Annotated in this window: 14 protein-coding genes; 2 read left to right on the top strand and 12 right to left on the bottom strand. The window is 67.7% G+C overall.

Annotation, left to right across the window (positions count from 1 at the left end):
• From AC1D12_RS08700 to AC1D12_RS08665, 8 genes are all read right to left on the bottom strand, one after another.
• Positions 1 to 484: MCP four helix bundle domain-containing protein (locus AC1D12_RS08700; RefSeq protein WP_477839948.1), on the bottom strand; the 484-nt coding region annotated here is incomplete at its 3' end.
• Between the two features lie 19 nt (positions 485 to 503).
• A complete protein-coding gene (locus tag AC1D12_RS08695; RefSeq protein WP_477839947.1) occupies positions 504 to 2,303 on the bottom strand; it encodes a methyl-accepting chemotaxis protein in 1,800 nt (599 codons plus the stop codon).
• A 41-nt stretch (positions 2,304 to 2,344) separates the two neighbouring features.
• A complete protein-coding gene (locus tag AC1D12_RS08690) occupies positions 2,345 to 3,895 on the bottom strand; it encodes a methyl-accepting chemotaxis protein (protein ID WP_477839945.1) in 1,551 nt (516 codons plus the stop codon).
• A gap of 8 nt (positions 3,896 to 3,903) precedes the next feature.
• Positions 3,904 to 5,457, bottom strand: a complete 1,554-nt coding sequence (locus tag AC1D12_RS08685) for a methyl-accepting chemotaxis protein (protein ID WP_477839942.1) — start codon at positions 5,455 to 5,457, stop codon at positions 3,904 to 3,906.
• 59 nt (positions 5,458 to 5,516) lie between these two features.
• Positions 5,517 to 7,064, bottom strand: coding sequence for a methyl-accepting chemotaxis protein (locus AC1D12_RS08680; protein WP_477839940.1), 1,548 nt, complete (start codon positions 7,062 to 7,064; stop codon positions 5,517 to 5,519).
• Between the two features lie 63 nt (positions 7,065 to 7,127).
• Positions 7,128 to 9,284, bottom strand: coding sequence for a chemotaxis protein CheA (locus tag AC1D12_RS08675; protein WP_477827803.1), 2,157 nt, complete (start codon positions 9,282 to 9,284; stop codon positions 7,128 to 7,130).
• 67 nt (positions 9,285 to 9,351) lie between these two features.
• Positions 9,352 to 9,714, bottom strand: coding sequence for a response regulator (locus tag AC1D12_RS08670; protein WP_047511098.1), 363 nt, complete (start codon positions 9,712 to 9,714; stop codon positions 9,352 to 9,354).
• A 62-nt stretch (positions 9,715 to 9,776) separates the two neighbouring features.
• Positions 9,777 to 10,244, bottom strand: coding sequence for a hypothetical protein (locus tag AC1D12_RS08665; protein ID WP_052213005.1), 468 nt, complete (start codon positions 10,242 to 10,244; stop codon positions 9,777 to 9,779).
• A gap of 199 nt (positions 10,245 to 10,443) precedes the next feature.
• On the opposite strand from AC1D12_RS08665, the gene AC1D12_RS08660 reads away from it, so the two are divergent.
• A complete protein-coding gene (locus AC1D12_RS08660) occupies positions 10,444 to 11,598 on the top strand; it encodes a hybrid sensor histidine kinase/response regulator (protein ID WP_047511095.1) in 1,155 nt (384 codons plus the stop codon).
• Complete coding sequence (locus tag AC1D12_RS08655) at positions 11,598 to 12,239, top strand: response regulator (RefSeq protein ID WP_047511092.1); 642 nt, start codon at positions 11,598 to 11,600, stop codon at positions 12,237 to 12,239. The genes AC1D12_RS08660 and AC1D12_RS08655 overlap by 1 nt, the downstream gene beginning before the upstream one ends.
• A 181-nt stretch (positions 12,240 to 12,420) precedes the next feature.
• Here the strand turns inward: AC1D12_RS08655 and AC1D12_RS08650 are convergent, their stop codons facing one another.
• The 4 genes from AC1D12_RS08650 to motA all read right to left on the bottom strand — a co-directional run.
• On the bottom strand, positions 12,421 to 13,050 hold the full coding sequence (locus tag AC1D12_RS08650) for a protein phosphatase CheZ (protein ID WP_477826337.1): 630 nt from the start codon (positions 13,048 to 13,050) through the stop codon (positions 12,421 to 12,423).
• Positions 13,051 to 13,087: 37 nt separating this feature from the next.
• Positions 13,088 to 13,480: a chemotaxis response regulator CheY gene (gene cheY / locus AC1D12_RS08645; RefSeq protein ID WP_047511116.1), complete on the bottom strand. Its 393-nt coding sequence runs from the start codon at positions 13,478 to 13,480 to the stop codon at positions 13,088 to 13,090.
• Positions 13,481 to 13,549: 69 nt separating this feature from the next.
• On the bottom strand, positions 13,550 to 14,500 hold the full coding sequence (gene motB / locus AC1D12_RS08640; RefSeq protein ID WP_047511113.1) for a flagellar motor protein MotB: 951 nt from the start codon (positions 14,498 to 14,500) through the stop codon (positions 13,550 to 13,552).
• Positions 14,500 to 15,249 (bottom strand): flagellar motor stator protein MotA (motA, locus tag AC1D12_RS08635; RefSeq protein ID WP_477839938.1); only part of this gene is annotated, 750 nt, incomplete at its 5' end. The genes motA and motB, both read right to left, overlap by 1 nt.

Raw genomic sequence — 15,249 nt, 5'->3', positions numbered from 1 at the left:
GCGCACGGGCATCGGTGTACGACTGGCCGCCCGGTCCGTTCAACAGCTTCTTGATGCCGGCGGTGTCCATTTCCTTGGCCATGCGCAGCAGCTCGGGGCCGATTGCCTGGTAGCTCTTCCACTGCTGCGTGAATTGCTCGTACAAGGCCTTCTCTTCCGGCGAGCTGACCATCGCCTGGTAAGCGGCGCGGTGGGTCTCGAGGTTGCCTTCCACCTTCTTCAGCGAGGCCTCGATCGGCTCGACCTCGAGAGAGGTGTCGATCAGCGCGAGGCGCAGGCGCACCACGCGGTACGACGCAAGATCGCTGTTCAGTTCACCGAGCGCGCGCACGCTGGGCAGCCAGTTGGTGGCGATGTCGGCGGCGTTCGCGTTGACGTGGCCCAGGCGACCGATCGCCAGCAGGCTTTGCACGAGCGCGATCGCAAGGACCAGGCCGAAGCCGCCGATCAGCTTGGTGCGGATGCTGAGGTTGTTCAGGTTCATGACAGGCGGTCCGGAGATTTCAGAAGGTTTCCCAGTCGTCGCTCGGCGCGGCGCTGGCGGCCGGTTTGCTGGCGACCACGGCGGGTTGCGGTTCGGCGCGCGGGGCCAGGGTGGCAGCCACCGGCTTCGATTCGACGCGGGCGGGTGTCGCGGGCCTGGCCGCTGGCGCGGTGCTGGCAACCTTGGCGGCCGGCTTGGGCGTGAAGGCCGGTTTCGCCGGCGGCAAGGCCGGCGCGGCGACCGGCTGCGCCACCAGGCTCTCGCCCGCCTCCAGTCGGAAGGTCGCGACCACCGAGGCCAGGCGCTTGGCCTGGTCGCGCAGGCTCTCGGCGGCGGCCGCCGATTCCTCGACCAGCGCAGCGTTCTGCTGCGTCATCTGGTCGAGTTGAGTGACTGCGGTGTTGACCTGGCCGATGCCATCGCTCTGCTCCGACGACGCGGCGGTGATCTCGCCGATGATGTCGCTGACACGCTGCACCGAGCCGACGATCTCGCTCATCGTCTTGCCGGCATCGGCGACCAGGCGCGAACCGGCCTCGACACGGTCGACGCTGGCGCCGATCAGGCCCTTGATTTCCTTGGCCGCCTGCGCGCTGCGCTGCGCGAGGCTGCGCACTTCGCTGGCGACCACCGCGAAGCCGCGGCCCTGTTCGCCGGCACGCGCGGCTTCGACCGCGGCGTTCAGCGCCAGGATGTTGGTCTGGAACGCGATGCCGTCGATCACGCCGATGATGTCGTTGATCTTCTTCGAGCTGGCATTGATCTCGTCCATCGTCGAGACGACCTGGGCGACGACCGAGCCGCCACGGGCTGCGACTTCAGCGGCCGACGAGGCCAGTTGATTCGCCTGGCGGGCCGAGTCGGCGCTCTGCTTGACGGTGCCGGTCAGCTGCTCCATCGACGACGCGGCCTGCTGCAGGTTGCTCGCCGTCTGCTCGGTGCGCACGCTCAGGTCGTGGTTGCCGGTCGCGATCTCGCCGGAGGCGGTGGAGATGCTGTCGGTGCTCTGGCGCACCTGGCTCACCGTCGTGCGCAGCGAGCGCACCATCTGCGACAGCGAATCCAGCAGGCTGCCCGGCACCGACTGGCTCAGGTCGACCGACAGGTTGCCGCGCGCGACCTCGCCCATCACCGCCACCGCGTCGCTCGGCTCGCCGCCGATCTGGCGCAGCACGCTGCGGGCGATCACGATGCCCAGCGCGCCGATGCCGGCCAGGATCAGCAGCGTGATCAGCAGGCCTTGCACGGCGGTGCTGCGCACCTCGGCATCGACGTCGTCCATGTACAGGCCCGAGCCGACCAGCCAGCCCCAGTTCTTCAGCTGCATCACGTACATCAGCTTGGGCACCGACTCGGTCTTGCCGGGGCGCGGGAAATCGGTCATCAGGTAGGCGCGGCCGTCCTTGCTGGCGCGCAGCACGTCGATCTCGCCCTGGATGATGTCCAGGCCCTTGCTGTCCTTGACCTTGCCGATCATCGGCTGGCCGTCCCATTCGGGCTTCAGCGGGTGCATCACCGCGGAGCCGTCCATCGAGAAGATGTAGAGGTAGTCCTTGGCCTCGGCGCCGTAGCGGGCCACGCGGATCGCGTCACGGGCCGCCTTCTGCGCGTCTTCCTTGCTCATCGTGCCGGCCGCGGCCTTGGCCTCGAAGCCGGCCGCGATGTGGTAGGCGGCCTCGACCGCCGTTACCAGCTGGCCCTTGCGCCCTTCGACGATCTGGCTGCGCATGCGCAGGCTGGACGCGACGGTCAGCAGGATCAGCGCCAGGATCGAGGCGCCGACCAGCAGGCCGATCTTGCGTTTGAAGGACAGGTTCATGGGGGTACCTCGGGTCAAGCGGAAGGGCAACGTTCGGCGACTCAGTGCGCCTGCAACCGGAAGCTGCCGACGGCCTGCGACAGGCGCGCGGCCTGGTCCTTCAGGCTTTCGGCGGCGGCGGCGCTCTCWTCGACGAGCGCCGAGTTCTGCTGCGTCATCTGGTCGAGCTGGGTGACGGCGGTGTTGATCTGGCCGATGCCGTCGCTCTGCTCCGACGATGCGGCGGTAATCTCACCGATGATGTCGCTGACGCGCTGCACCGAGCCGACGATCTCGTTCATCGTCTGGCCGGCGTCCGCCACCAGGCGCGAGCCGGCTTCGACACGGTCGACGCTGGCGCCGATCAGGCCCTTGATTTCCTTGGCAGCGTCGGCGCTGCGCTGCGCGAGGCTGCGCACCTCGCCGGCCACCACCGCGAAGCCGCGGCCCTGCTCGCCGGCGCGCGCCGCTTCGACCGCGGCGTTCAGCGCCAGGATGTTGGTCTGGAACGCGATGCCGTCGATCACGCCGATGATGTCGGCGATCTTCTTCGAGCTGGCATTGATCTCGTCCATCGTGGTCACGACTTGCGAGACCACCGAGCCGCCGCGTGCCGCGACTTCAGCGGCCGACGAGGCCAGCTGGTTGGCCTGGCGGGCCGAGTCGGCGCTCTGCTTGACGGTGCCGGTCAACTGCTCCATCGACGAGGCGGTCTGCTGCAGGCTGGACGCGGTCTGCTCGGTGCGGGCGCTCAGGTCCTGGTTGCCGCTGGCGATCTCGGTGCTGGCGGTTCGGATGCTGTCGCTGGCGGTGTGCACCTGCTGCACGACGCGGCCGAGCGCGGCCGTCATCGTCTGCAGCGCGCGCATCAGGTCGCCCATCTCGTCGCCGCGCATCACGGCCGGCCGCGGGCTCAGGTCGCCGCCGGCGATCGAGTCGGCCAGCGCGATCGCTTCGCCGAGCGGGCGGCGGATCGAGCCGACGAGCGCGAAGGTGCCGAACAGCGCACCGAGGATGATCAGCCCGACCACGCCGGCCGCCACCATCACCGTCTTGCGGCGCTCGGCCGACAGCCGTTCGCGCGTGGCCTGGGCCGCCTGCTCCTGCAGCGCGACGAAGCCGCGCAGCGATTGCATGTAGGTGTCGACGGCCTGCGCGAAGCCGCCCATCGCCAGCGCGCGGGCGCCCTCCTGGTCGCCGGCTTCCTTCTTCTTCGTGATCTCGGCCGAGGTGTCGAGCACGACCTTGCGGTCGGCGGCGATCTTCGCCATCTGCTGCGTCTCGGCCTCGGTCTGCGGCAGCTCCTTCAGCTGCTTCTGCAGCTCGGTGATCTGCGCGATGGCCTTGTCGTTGGTCTCCTTGAACGCGACGCGCACCGACGGATCGCTGCTGATCGCGCCGGCCTGGGCGCGCGACACCGCGGCCTCGGTCAGGCCGGCCCAGCGGGCGGCCGTGCGGATCTTGGTTTCCGACAGCGCCAGCGCCTCGTCGGAGAACGCCTGCACCTGGGCCGAGCGCCACGCGGCGAAGGCGATCAGCGCCAGCAGCGCGACGATGAAGGTGCCGACGGCGAACCAGATGCGGGTGCCGATGCGGAGGTCTTGAATGCGCATGGTGTGTCTCAGTGTTCGAGTCGGAAGGCGCCGACGGCCTGCGACAGGCGCAGCGCCTGGTCCTTCAGGCTCTCGGCGGCCGCGGCGCTCTCTTCGACGAGGGCCGAGTTCTGTTGCGTCATCTGGTCGAGCTGGGTCACGGCGGCGTTGACGCTGCCGATGCCGTCGCTCTGCTCGGACGAGGCGGCGGTGATTTCACCGATGATGTTCGAGACGCGCTGCACCGAGCCGACGATCTCGCTCATCGTCTTGCCGGCATCGGCCACCAGGCGCGAGCCGGCCTCGACGCGGTCGACGCTGGCGCCGATCAGGCCCTTGATTTCCTTGGCCGCCTGCGCGCTGCGCTGCGCGAGGCTGCGCACTTCGCTGGCGACGACCGCGAAGCCGCGGCCCTGTTCGCCGGCACGCGCGGCTTCGACCGCGGCGTTCAGCGCCAGGATGTTGGTCTGGAACGCGATGCCGTCGATCACGCCGATGATGTCGTTGATCTTCTTCGAGCTGGCATTGATCTCGTCCATCGTCGAGACGACCTGGGCGACGACCGAGCCGCCACGGGCGGCGACCTCGGCGGCCGACGAGGCCAGCTGGTTGGCCTGGCGGGCCGAATCGGCGCTCTGCTTGACGGTGCCGGTCAGCTGCTCCATCGACGAGGCCGCCTGCTGCAGGTTGCTCGCGGTCTGCTCGGTGCGCACGCTCAGGTCCTGGTTGCCGGTCGCGATCTCGGCGCTCGCGGTCGTGATGCTGTCGGTGGTGCTGCGCACCTCGCCGACCAGCCGGCGCAGCGAGGCCTGCATGTCGGCCAGCGCGCGTGCCAGCTCGCCGGCTTCGCCGCCGGCCTGGATCGACAGCGTCTGCGACAGGTCGCCGCCGGCGATCGCGCGGGCATGCCGCACCGCTTCGCCGATCGGCGCGGCGATCGAACGGGTCAGCCACCAGCCGAAACCGCCGGCGATCGCGACGCACACCAGCACCAGCACGCCGACCACGGTGGCCGCGAGGTTGGTGCCGGTCTCTGCATGCTCCTGCGCGGCAGCGGCGCGGGCCGTGGCCAGCGCGGCGAGCTCGTCGACGGCCGCCTGGTAGCTCTTGCGGGTCTTGTCGAAATCGCCCGCCAGCAGGGCTTCGAGCGCGACGAAGTCGCCGCTGTTCTTCAGCGCATCGAGCTGCGGATGGAACGCGAGTGCGACCTTGCGCGCTTGCACCGCCTTGTCGAACAGCGCCTTCATCTCGGGGTCGGACACCAGCGCCTCGATCTTCGCGATCGTCTCGGCGTTCGCGGCCGAGGTGGCCTTCGACTGCTTCGTCAGCTCGTCGGAGAACTCACCGGTGCCCAGGCGTGCATTCGTCGTCGCGCGCAGCGTGTTCATCGCGGCCTGTGCATTCCAGTCGCGCGCCAGCTGCGTCATCTGCCATTCGGTGGCCGACAGGCGCTTCAGCGTCGAGGTGGTCTGCTTCAGCTTGATCGCGCTGTAGCCGGTGGCCAGCACCATCAGCAGCACCAGCAGGCTGAAGACCAGCCCGAGCCGGGTGCCGATGCGGGCGTTGCGGAAACTGAACTGCATGCAGCGCTCCTGGGGGACAAAGGGGGACACGGCACGCCCGAAGGCGCGCCCGGGGTGGGTCAGGCGCTCAGCCGGAACACCGACACGACGCCCGACAGCTTCACTGCCTGCTCCTTCAGCGATTCGGCGGCCGCGGCGGACTGCTCCACCAGCGCGGCGTTCTGCTGCGTCATCTGGTCGAGCTGCGTCACTGCGGTGTTGACCTGGCCGATGCCGTCGCTCTGCTCCGACGCCGCCGAGGTGATCTCGCCGATGATGTCGCTGACGCGGCGCACGCTGGTGACGATCTCGGTCATCGACTGGCCGGCATCCGCCACCAGGCGCGAACCGGAGTCGACCTTGTCGACCGAGGCGTCGATCAGGCTCTTGATTTCCTTGGCCGCCTGCGCGCTGCGCTGCGCGAGGCTGCGCACTTCGCTCGCGACGACCGCGAAGCCGCGGCCCTGCTCGCCGGCACGGGCTGCTTCCACCGCGGCGTTCAGCGCCAGGATGTTGGTCTGGAACGCGATGCCGTCGATCACGCCGATGATGTCGGCGATCTTCTTCGAGCTGGCATGGATGTCGTTCATCGTCGAGACGACCTGCGACACCACCTCGCCGCCCTTGCCGGCAGCGCCTTGCGCCGACGAGGCCAGCTGGTTGGCGGTGCGCGCCGAATCGGCGGTCTGCTTGACGGTGCCGGTCAGGTGGCCCATCGACGATGCGGTCTGCTGCAGGTTCGAGGCCGTCTGCTCGGTGCGCGAGCTCAGGTCCTGGTTGCCGGTCGCGACCTCGCTGCTGGCGACCTGGATGCTGTCGGCCGATTGCCGGACCTGCGTGACCATGTCGTGCAGGCTGGCGTTCATCTTGCCGAGCGAGCGCATCAGGCCGGCGATCTCGTCGCTGCCGTCGGCCGTGACCCGGCGCGACAGGTCGCCACCGGCCACCGCGTCGGCGAGTGCCGCCGCCTGGGCCACCGGCACCGTGATCGAGCGCGTCAGCAGCCAGGCGAACACGGCGCCCAGCACCAGCGCGAGGCTGCCGGTCACGCCGATCAGCAGGCGGCCGCGCAGCGCGTCGGCATCGATCTGCTTCGCCATCTGGTCGATGGATTTCTTCTGGTAGTCCACGTAGGCCTGCATCACGGTCACGTAGGCCGGCGCGACGACCTGGAAGCTGGTGTCGTAGATGCGCGTGGCTTCTTCGGTGTTGCCGGCGCGCTTGGCGGCCATCATCCCGTCGCGCGCCACCAGGTAGGTCTTGCGCGTCTCTGCGATGCGGTCGAGCAGCACCTGCTCCTCGGGCGTGGTCGGGAAGGCCTTCAGCGCCTGGGTGATCTCGTTGGCGCGCACCGTCGAGGCCTTGGCATCGTCGGTGAACAGCGCTTCGAGCGTGGCATCCGGGCTCTTGGCGATCGCCTTGCCGCGGGTCACGCCGATCGACACGTTGCGTGCCCATTCGGCGGCCAGGCGCTCCTTGGCGAGCGGCTCGGCCATCATCTGCTGGGTGGCCTGGGCGATGCTGCCCAGGCGCCAGACGCCGACGACCATGATCAGGCACAGGAGCGCCAGGGTGACGGCAAATCCGCCACCCAGGCGGACTCCGACACGAACGTCATTCAACTTCATGACTCTGCTCCGGTTGTTCGAAAGGGGGCCCGCTCGCGCGGGCCGGTCTCAGTGGCAAGAGCGTCAGTGGCGCGAGCGGCGCACCAGGCTGCCCACGTCCAGGATCAGCGCCACGCGGCCGTCACCCATGATGGTGGCGCCCGACACGTCGTTGACCTTGCGGTAGTTGGCTTCGAGGTTCTTCACGACGACCTGCTGCTGTCCGAGCAGCTCGTCGACCAGCAGCGCGACGCGGCCGCCTTCGGCCTCGACCACCACCATGATCCCGCTGACGTGCTCGAAGTCGAAGCGCGGCACGTTGAACACGTGCTCCATCTCCAGCACCGGCATGTACTCGTCGCGCACCTCGACCACGCGGCCGGAGCCACCGATCGTCTTGACCATGTCGGGCTGCACCTGGAACGACTCGATCACCGACGACAGCGGGAGGATGTAGACCTCTTCGCCGACGCCCACCGACATGCCGTCCATGATGGCCAGCGTCAGCGGCAGGCGCACCGAGACGCGCATGCCGTAGCCTTCGGCCGAATCGATCTCGACGGTGCCGCCCAGTGCGGTGATGTTCTTCTTGACCACGTCCATGCCGACGCCGCGGCCGGACACGTCCGTCACCACATCGGCGGTCGAGAAGCCGGGGGCGAAGATCAGGCCCCACACCTCCTGGTCGGTCATCGAGTCGGGGGCCGGGATGCCGCGCTCGCGGGCCTTCTTCAGCAGCTTCTCGCGCGACAGGCCGCGACCGTCGTCGCGCACCTCGATGACGATCGAGCCGCCCTGGTGGGACGCGCTCAGCGTGATCGTGCCGGTCTCGGGCTTGCCCTTGGCGACGCGGTCGGCGGGGGTCTCGATGCCGTGGTCGCAGCTGTTGCGCACCAGGTGGGTCAGCGGGTCGGTGATCTTCTCGACCAGGCCCTTGTCCAGTTCGGTGGCTTCGCCGAGCGTCACGAAGTCGACCTTCTTGCCGAGCTTGGCGGCCAGGTCGCGCAGCATGCGCGGGAAGCGGCTGAACACCATCGACATCGGGATCATGCGGATCGACATCACCGATTCCTGCAGATCGCGGGTGTTGCGGTCCAGGTCGGCAAGGCCGGCGGCCAGCTGCTGGTACAGCGCCGGGTCCAGGCCCTGGCTGTTCTGGGCCAGCATGGCCTGGGTGATCACGAGTTCGCCGACCAGGTTGATCAGCTGGTCGACCTTCTCGACCGACACGCGCAGCGTCGAGGCCTCGACCGCGGCGGCCGGGGCCTTCTCGGCCTTCGCGACCGGCTTGGCAGCAGGCTTGGCGGACTCGACCGGCGCGGCAGCGTCGGCGGACGGCGCGGCGTCGGCGGCCGGGGCGGCGGCGGCGTTCGGTGCGCCCGGGGCGTCGTCGAAGAAGCCGTAGCCGAGGTCGGCCTCGCTCGGCGCGGTGGCGGCCGGGGCACCCGGCGAGCCTTCATGGAAGCCGTAGCCGGGGCCGAGCGGCAGCAGTGCAACCTGCTCGCGCGCCACGTGGAAGGTGAACAGGTCCAGCAGGTCGCTGTCGCTGCTGGTGGTGCAGATCTTGAAGCGGCGCATGCCGTCGGCCGACATGCCGTTGTCCAGCGGCTCGATGGTGCCGAGGTCGGTGATTTCCTTGAACAGCTCGACCAGGTTGTCGGCGTCCGTCAGGTTCTTCAGCGGGCCGACGCGCAGCTCGAGCACGCGGGCGTGGCCGGCGACCGACGGGGCGGGCATCGCCGAAGCCGGTGCGGCCGCCTTGGGCTTCGCGGCCGGTGCGGCGGCGGGTGCGGCGCTGGTGGTGGCGGCCGGGGGGGCCTCGCCGGCGACCATCGCGCGGATGTTGAACAGCAGCTCGGTGGTGTCGAGTTCGTCGCCGCCGTTGCCCTGGTGGCGTGCCAGCTGGGCGCGCAGCGCGTCGCCCGATTGCAGCAGCACGTCGACCATCGGCGCGGTCGGGGTCAGTTCATGGCGGCGCAGCTTGTCCAGCAGCGTCTCCATCTGGTGCGTCAGCTCGGCGACGTCGGAGAAGCCGAAGGTCGCGGCGCCGCCCTTGATCGAGTGGGCGCAGCGGAAGATCGCGTTGAGCTCTTCGTCGTCGGCCGACTCGATGTCGAGGTCGAGCAGCAGCTTCTCCATGCGGTCGAGGTTCTCGCCCGCTTCCTCGAAGAAGACCTGATAGAACTGGCTCAGGTCGATGCCGGCGCTCAGCTGAGAGCCTTCGGAGGTCATCTCGCCCATGGCGTGCTCCTGGATGGAATGTCGTTATTGGTCGATGGCGAACAGGTCGGTGCGCGAGCCGCGAAGCTCAGCGCACGACCTTCTTGATGACTTCGATCAGCTTGGCCGGATCGAACGGCTTGACCAGCCAGCCGGTGGCGCCGGCGCTGCGGCCTGCCTGCTTCATCTGGTCGCTCGACTCGGTGGTCAGGATCAGGATCGGCGTGCTCTTGAACTTCGGGTTGTCGCGCAGCTTCTTGGTCAGGCTGATGCCGTCCATGCGGGGCATGTTCTGGTCGGTCAGCACGAGGTCGAAGTCGCGACCGCTGGTCTTCTCGTACGCGTCCTGGCCGTCCACGGCCTCGACGACGTTGTAGCCGGCGCTCTTCAGCGTGAAGGACACCATCTGGCGCATGGAGGCGGAATCGTCGACGGCGAGGATGGAATGCATGGGTTTCTCCGGATTTCTCGAAAACTGTTTCGGTAGGTGGGACTGAAGTCTTGAGGGGCGGCCTAGAACAACTCGATGGAGCCGACATCCATTTCGGCCTGGGTCACCGGGTTGGGTCGCAACGGGGCTTCCTCGACCACGGTCTCACCGTCTTCGTCATCCGCGAAGGCCTCGCGGGCCAGCCGGTCGACGCAGTTGCGCAACCGGCGGTTGGTGTGATGGATCAGCTGGGACGCCATGTCCTGGAACTGCAGCGCGGTGACCGCGCCGCCCAGATCCTGCATGACGCCGCTGAAGACCTGGTCGCTTTCCTCGCCCGAGTGGGGGCGTTCGCGCAGGACGCGGATCTGTTCCGAGGCGCCGTAGAAGCGCTGCATCAGCGTGTCGCAGGCGTCGGCCAGCAGGGTCTGAAGGCGTTCCAGATCGTTGGTGGCCGACATCAGGTGGTCCTGCAGGTCGGCGGCGGCCAGCAATGCCATGCCCGCTGGCGCGGGTGGCATGCCGGCATCGTTGGCGTCGTTCATCTGCATCCGAATCTCCGCTCGAAGGTGAGGGATGGGGCGCTGCGCAGGGGAGCTCCTGCGCAGGGCGTGCTATCTGTCTGCCATTTTCGGCAGGGGGGCGGAAAGCATTAGCTCAATCACCGGTGAAAAGCGCAGCCATTTCGAATGGCTCCGTGGAGCGTGCGAAGTTGGCACCTCCGAACCGGTTGCTTGGCATACTCGGGCCATGTCACCGCCTCTTGCCGAGCAGCGCCTGCGCCTCCTGCACCTGGAGGATTCCGAGCTCGACCATCACCTGACGCTGGCCCACCTGCGCCGCGGCGGGCTCGATGTCGACGCGGTGCGGGTCGATTCCGAGGTCGAGTTCCTGCGCGAGCTGGAGCCGTCGCAGGAGTGGGACATCATCGTGTCCGACTACAACCTGCCGGGTTTTTCGGGCCTGGTGGCGCTGGACCTGCTGAAGGCGAGCGGGCGCAGCATCCCGTTCATCCTGGTGTCCGGCGAGATCGGCGAGGACACCGCGGTCGAGGCGATGCGCAATGGCGCGAGCGACTACCTGCTGAAGAACAACCTGGCGCGGCTGGTGCCGGCGCTGCTGCATGCGGTGGAGGCGCACGAGCTGCTGCTGGCGCGCCAGCGTGCCGACCGCGAGCTGGGCGAGCAGAAGCAGCGGGTGCACGAGCTGGCGCAGCATCTGCAGACCAGCGTCGAATCGGAGCGGGCGGCGATTGCGCGCGAGATCCATGACGACGTGGGCGGTTCGTTGACGGCGCTGAAGTTCGACCTGGCGTGGATTGCGCGGCATTCCGATTCGCCGGAGGTGCTGGCGCGGGTCAATTCGGCGCTCGAGACGGTGAGCCATGCGATCGAGGCGAGCCAGCGGGTGATGCACAACCTGCGGCCGGCGATTTTGGAGCAGGGGTTGGTGGCGGCGCTGCAGTGGATGGCGAGCCGTTTCGAGAAGCGCACCGGCGTGACCTGCGAGTTYCGCAGCCGCTACGACCATCTCACGTTGCCGGCGGGTGTGCCGCTGGTGGCGTATCGCACGGCGCAGGAGGCGTTGACCAACGTGACCAAGCATGCGCAGGCGAGCCATGTGCAGATCGACCTGACATTGGCGGGCGGGGTGTTGTCGCTCGAGATCAGCGACAACGGCCGCGGCCTGAACCATGACGATCTGGCGAAGGTGCGTTCGTTCGGCATCCGTGGGTTGCACGAGCGGGCCGGCACGGTGGGGGGCTGGGTGGACCTGAGCAGCGGGCCGGCCGGGACGACGTTGATCCTGTCGGTGCCGCTGGAGATGATGTCGGAGGAGTTGGACTTCGAGCTCGCCGAGGAACCGTCGGCGCCTTATGACCCGACGGTGTGGGGGAATATCTGATGATCAAAGTGATTCTGTGCGACGACCATGCGTTGATCCGGCGCGGCATCCGCGACACCTTGTCGGACGCTCCAGACATCGAGGTGATCGGCGAGGCGGGTGACTACACCGAGCTGCGGTCGTTGTTGCGGACGACGGGCGGTTGTGACGTGCTGGTGCTGGACATCAACCTGCCGGGCCGCAGCGGGCTGGACGTGCTGCACGTGCTGAAGGACGAAGGCGCGACGATGCGGGTGCTGGTGGTGTCGATGTACCCCGAGGACCAGTATGCGATCCGGGCGCTGAGGGCTGGGGCGTTCGGCTACGTGAACAAGGGCGGCGACCCCGCGACGATCGTGGCCGCGGTGCGCACCGTAGGGCAGGGCCGCAAATACGTGACCCCGGAGATCGCGCAGATGCTGGTGGAAAGCCTGACGACGCCGACCACCGAAGCGGCGCACGAGAAGCTATCCGATCGCGAGCTGCAAACGTTGGTGATGATCGCGTCGGGCAAGCGCTTGTCCGACATCGCGGAGGAGCTGATGCTTAGCCCGAAGACAGTGAGCGTGTACCGGGCCCGCGTGCTCGAGAAGCTGGGCCTTTCGAACAACTCCGAGATGACGGTCTACGCGATCCGCAACGGCCTGGTCGGCAGCGAGTAGCGGACGGCCAACAATCCCAATGAATGTGGAGCACCAGCCGAAGCGTCAGTGTTGTCCGCAGCGAGACTGAACGAACCGTATGGTTTTCAGGCGCCTTCTTTGGTTACTTTCTTTGGCAAGACAAAGAAAGTGACTCGCCCGCCGGGGCGAGACCCGGCGCAGCCCCACTCAGTGAGAAGAATCAGAACCCCAGACTGGCCAGGAGGTCGTCAACCTCCCCCTGATTGGTCACCACATCGGTCCGCCCTTCAGGATTCACCACCGGCCCGTTGAGGATCGACGACTCCACCTTCTGCACCTGCTCCGGCGGAGCCGCCTGCACCAGCAGCTTGACCAGGCTGTCTTCCAGGTCGGATGCCAGCGCGACGACCTTGGCCACGACCTGGCCGGTCAGGTCATGGAAATCCTGCGCCATCATGATGTCGGTCAGGTGCAGGTCGATGCGTGCGGTCGCCGCCTCGACGTCACTGACGAAATTCATCACCGAACCCGAGGCCACCGCCTTCACCGGGTCGGCCACGATGGCCGCCGCGATGCGGCGCGTGTCGGCGGCAATGTTCGCGTGCTCGAGCTTGGCCTGGTCGACCGAATTCAGCACCTTGTTGGCGGCAGCACCGGTCTTCTCGGCGATGTAGTTCAGGCGGCTGCGCGCGTCGGGCAGGTTGTCGGCCGCGGTCTGCAGCTTGGGGATCACGCCGAGCTGCATCAGCGTGTCGTGCAACTGGCGCGTGATCACGCCGAGCTGCTGGAAGACCTCGGGCGAGGCCGCAGCCGTCGGCGGGGCCAGGGTGGCCATCGTATCCATCTTCATGATGTGTTCCCTTGTACGTCGGGGGGCTGGTGCGGCATCAGGCCGCGGTGGCCAGCTTCTGCATGATCTTCTGGACTTTTTCTTCCAGCGTGGCCTTCGTGAAGGGCTTGACGATGTAGCCGGCCGCGCCGTCCTGCGCCGCCCGCACGATGTCTTCCTTGCGCGCCTCGGCGGTCACCATCAGCACCGGCAGGTGCTTCAGGCTCGCATCGGCCTTCACCGCCGACAACAGCTCGAAGCCGTTCATGTTCGGCATGTTGATGTCGCTCACGACGAAGTCGAACTTCGCGTTCTTCAGCATGTTCAACGCCACCGCGCCATCCTCGGCCTCTTCGGCATTGTTGTAGCCGATCTCCTTCAGCAACCCGCGCACGATGCGGCGCATGGTCGAGAAGTCGTCGACGATCAGGAATTTCAAATCGGTGCTCATGAGAGTCCTCGCTGGGTCGCTTGGGGCGGTGGTACGGTGTGGAGCCTGGAATCGGCTGCTTTGCGGCTGTTATCGGGCAGTCGCGGCGGAAGTTGAGGGCGGCGTGAGCGCCCCCTCGGCAGCCGGCGCCTCGGGTTCCGGTGCCAACGGCGTGTTCTGGAAGAAGCGGTCCTCCGCCTCACGGTTCATCACGATGATGCTGATGCGCCGGTTCGACGGGCTCAGCGGGTCGTTGCGGTCGAACAGCGCGCTCGACGCGAGCCCCTGCACCCGCAGCATCCGGTCCTCGGGCAGCCCGCCCAGCAGCAATTCGCGGCGCGATGCATTGGCGCGGTCCGACGACAGCTCCCAGTTGCTGTAGCCGCGCTCACCGCCGCCGAAGGCCGCGGCGTCGGTGTGGCCCTCCAGCGTCAACCGGTTCGGTACCTCGGCCAGCACGCCGCCGATCTCCTGCAGCAGCTCGCGCATGTAGGGTTTGACCAGCGCGCTGCCGCTGTCGAACATCGGCCGGTTCTGCTCGTCGACGATCTGGATGCGCAGGCCGTCCGGCGTCATGTCGAGCCGGATCTGGGATTTCAGCGCCGCCAGCTTCGGATTCGCCGCCAGCACGTCTTCCACGTGCTGCTTCAGCACCTGCAGCCGCTGTGCCTCGGCCTGGCGCTGCTCGGCCTTCATCGCCGCCAGGTTGATGGTGCTGCGTGATGCGGTATCGCCCTTCTTGACCTGGCCGCCGCTGCGGGTGAGGTCGGTGCCGCCGCCCTTGATCACGTGCGACGAATCGCCCGAGCCGCTGCCGCCGCTCAGCAGTGCCACCTTCAGCGGCGCCTGGAAATAGTCGGCAATGCCCTTCTTGTCGCCCTCGGTCGTCGAGCCGAGCAGCCACATCAGCAGGAAGAACGCCATCATTGCCGTCACGAAGTCGGCATACGCGATCTTCCACGCGCCGCCGTGGGCGCCATGGCCGCCCTTCTTGATGCGCTTGATGATGATCGGCTGCAGCTTCTTCGAATCGCCGGCCATTATTTCTTGCCCTTCACATGGCCTTCGAGCTCAGCGAAGGTCGGGCGGTCGGTCGAGTACAGCACCTTGCGGCCGAATTCGACCGCCACCTGCGGCGCATAACCCTGCATGCTCGCGAGCAGCGTGGTCTTGATGCACTGCAGTTCCTTGCCGTTCTCGTCGTTCTTCTGCTCCATCAGCCCGGCCAGTGGTTCCGCGACCGCATAGGCCAGCAGGATGCCGAGGAAGGTGCCGACCAGCGCCGAGCCGATCATGCCGCCGAGGATCGCGGGCGGCTGGCCCACCGAGCCCATCGTGTTCACCACGCCGAGCACGGCGGCCACGATGCCGAACGCCGGCAGCGCGCCGGCCAGCCGGGCGATCGCCGCGGCGGGCGCATGCGCCTCGTGGTGGTGGGTGTCGATCTCGCTGTCCATGAGGCTCTCGATCTCGTGGGCGTTCAGGTTGCCCGAGACCATCATGCGCAGGTAGTCGGTGACGAACTCGACCACGTGGTGGTCGTTGCCCACCGTCGCGTATTTCTTGAAGAGCGCCGATTCGTGCGGGCGCTCGACGTCGTTCTCGATCGACATCAGGCCTTCCTTGCGCGCCTTCTGCAGGATGTCGTAGAGCAGCGCCAGCAGCTCCATGTAGCGGGCCTTCGAATACTTCGAGCCCTTCAGCAGCGTCGGCAGCGCTGCCAGCGTCGCCTTCAGCACCTTCGGCTGGTTGTTGACGACGAAGGCGCCGAGCGCGCCGCCCAGGATGGC

It is taken from the genome of Rhizobacter sp. P1_G5 (genome assembly GCF_056405435.1).
The sequence above is the reverse complement of the archived record's forward strand: the minus strand, read 5'-3'. Positions and strand labels throughout refer to the sequence as shown.

What these genes read in the sequence shown, in the direction of transcription:
- AC1D12_RS08695 (WP_477839947.1), bottom strand. Translation starts at nt 2,303, where the DNA reads ATGAACCTGTCCTTCAAACGCAAGATCGGCCTGCTGGTCGGCGCCTCG.
- AC1D12_RS08685 (WP_477839942.1), bottom strand. Translation starts at nt 5,457, where the DNA reads ATGCAGTTCAGTTTCCGCAACGCCCGCATCGGCACCCGGCTCGGGCTG.
- AC1D12_RS08680 (WP_477839940.1), bottom strand. Translation starts at nt 7,064, where the DNA reads ATGAAGTTGAATGACGTTCGTGTCGGAGTCCGCCTGGGTGGCGGATTT.
- AC1D12_RS08675 (WP_477827803.1), bottom strand. Translation starts at nt 9,284, where the DNA reads ATGGGCGAGATGACCTCCGAAGGCTCTCAGCTGAGCGCCGGCATCGAC.
- AC1D12_RS08670 (WP_047511098.1), bottom strand. Translation starts at nt 9,714, where the DNA reads ATGCATTCCATCCTCGCCGTCGACGATTCCGCCTCCATGCGCCAGATG.
- AC1D12_RS08665 (WP_052213005.1), bottom strand. Translation starts at nt 10,244, where the DNA reads ATGCAGATGAACGACGCCAACGATGCCGGCATGCCACCCGCGCCAGCG.
- AC1D12_RS08655 (WP_047511092.1), top strand. Translation starts at nt 11,598, where the DNA reads ATGATCAAAGTGATTCTGTGCGACGACCATGCGTTGATCCGGCGCGGC.
- AC1D12_RS08650 (WP_477826337.1), bottom strand. Translation starts at nt 13,050, where the DNA reads ATGAAGATGGATACGATGGCCACCCTGGCCCCGCCGACGGCTGCGGCC.
- cheY (WP_047511116.1), bottom strand. Translation starts at nt 13,480, where the DNA reads ATGAGCACCGATTTGAAATTCCTGATCGTCGACGACTTCTCGACCATG.
- motB (WP_047511113.1), bottom strand. Translation starts at nt 14,500, where the DNA reads ATGGCCGGCGATTCGAAGAAGCTGCAGCCGATCATCATCAAGCGCATC.